Below are 1,745 nucleotides of genomic sequence, written 5' to 3'. Positions count from 1 at the left end.
CTAAATCTGGACTAATATATGAGGATAGTTACAGAAGTACCATGGTGAAAAATTAATACATTTTTACTTGTTTTTTACCACAGTACTTTGTTGTGGTGCGTTTTTTTACGCTGACATTGGCTTTACATTTATTTGTCCGCCAATAGCTTTTAGCACTTTCATTATTGTTCCAAATTGTGGTTTTGCTCCGTCAGATAATGCTTTATATAAACTTGGTCTGCTCATTCCAGTTTTTTCCGCAATTTTAGTCATTCCGATTGCCTTTGCAATATGTCCAATTGCCACAATCAAATCAGAACTTTCTCCATCTTCGAGAACTGTGTTAAGATATTCAGCAATCATTTCTTCGCTGTCCAAATAGTCCGCAATATCAAATTTTGTAGTTGCCATATCAATCATTTTTTATTCTGTTCCAAATTTTCTTCGCTTTCTCGATGTCCTTTTGTTGACTTGATTTATCTCCGCCAATTAAAAGAATAACGATTTTGTTGTCTTTTTCCTTAAAATACACTCGATAACCTTTTGCATAATTGATTCGCATTTCGCTAATTCCATCTCCAACAGGTTTACAATCTCCAAAATGCTCATCGGTTTCGAGTTTCTGAATTCGGAATAGTATTTTAGATTTCGCTCGAATGTCTTTGAGCTTTCTAATCCACTTATCAAATTCAGTTGTCTTTTCGGTAATAATCATTTAGAGTGTATCCATTTAGATACAAATATAATCTAAATTTTGGATTTAAAACAGAAATTTTCGGTTTTCCAGAAAGTTGCTCTTAAATGCACCACAACGTTTAGTATAACCGCAGTTACGGCTAAATATACGGGGTTTTTCGGTTTAGCACTGACTTTAGCAATTACGCGTGGATCCGGACGCAGTCGAATCCGCCGTAATTGCGGTTATGCAGTGTTGTGTGCAGTTTTTTTTATATTCCATTTCTACTTTTCCAATTACTCATTGTTGTCGGATGTTCATTGTCAATTGGATAATTCCGATTTACAAAGTCCAACTGTTTTGGCGTTAGTAAGACGAACATTCCATCATTTCCGCAATTTATTGGATAAAACTGCTCGTCCGATTTTTGTCGTCTTAATTCTGCGTTTAACATTTCTATGAAATTGATATATGCAATTCCCCAATCCAAGTCGGAAAATTGTCCGTCAAATGCTGTGTATTCAATTCCGTTAAGTTCAATTGTGTGTTTCCAACTGTTTTGGTCTTGTTCGCTTTTTTCGTTTGCGTATTCTAATTCCAGCCCTAATTTTTCAAAAGTCGGTTTAACTTGAGCTAAATATTCTGTTAATCCTCCAATCTCAAAAAGTTCCTCACAATCTACCCAATGATAGCGATTGTCCATAAAATTCAGCGTTTCCCCTCGCATTGGTCCTTGAAAGAAATTTAAGTCCGTGTAAGCTTTTTGAAAGTCGGCTTTAACAGTATCTAATTCAGATTCGTTGGTCAGATTGAAATAACTTAATTTTTCCAATTCCGCAACGACTTCTTTTCCGCTTAATTTTTCTTGAATTACTTTCTCTGGATTTGGGTTCTTGATTTTAGAAACTGCATTATCCTTTTTGGAATTACAAGCCAAAAAAGTGATAAGAAATATGATTAGAAAAGGATGTTTCATTGGTTTTGTCAAATTGCACACAACGTGAGTCTGTGCATCAACTCACTTCGGACTAAAAATAATGAATCCATTGTTATCTAGAGCGGCTTTAAAACGATATTATTTTCGATTCTT

At 34.8% G+C, this 1,745-nt stretch carries 3 protein-coding genes; all 3 read right to left on the bottom strand.

Going from position 1 to position 1,745, the window contains the following annotated elements; genetic code table 11:
* Positions 1-105 precede the first annotated feature (105 nt).
* The 3 genes from RT250_RS13420 to RT250_RS13410 all read right to left on the bottom strand — a co-directional run bounded on the left by RT250_RS13420 (position 106) and on the right by RT250_RS13410 (position 1,631).
* On the bottom strand, positions 106-390 hold the full coding sequence (locus RT250_RS13420; RefSeq protein ID WP_191100631.1) for an addiction module antidote protein: 285 nt from the start codon (positions 388-390) through the stop codon (positions 106-108).
* Between the two features lies 1 nt (position 391).
* Positions 392-694, bottom strand: coding sequence for a type II toxin-antitoxin system RelE/ParE family toxin (locus tag RT250_RS13415; protein ID WP_313115390.1), 303 nt, complete (start codon positions 692-694; stop codon positions 392-394).
* 232 nt (positions 695-926) lie between these two features.
* Positions 927-1,631, bottom strand: a complete 705-nt coding sequence (locus tag RT250_RS13410; protein WP_313115388.1) for a hypothetical protein — start codon at positions 1,629-1,631, stop codon at positions 927-929.
* Positions 1,632-1,745 lie beyond the last annotated feature (114 nt).

It is taken from the genome of Aequorivita sediminis (genome assembly GCF_032080575.2).
GTDB lineage: Bacteria > Bacteroidota > Bacteroidia > Flavobacteriales > Flavobacteriaceae > Aequorivita > Aequorivita sediminis.
This window is presented reverse-complemented; position numbering and strand designations above follow the sequence as displayed.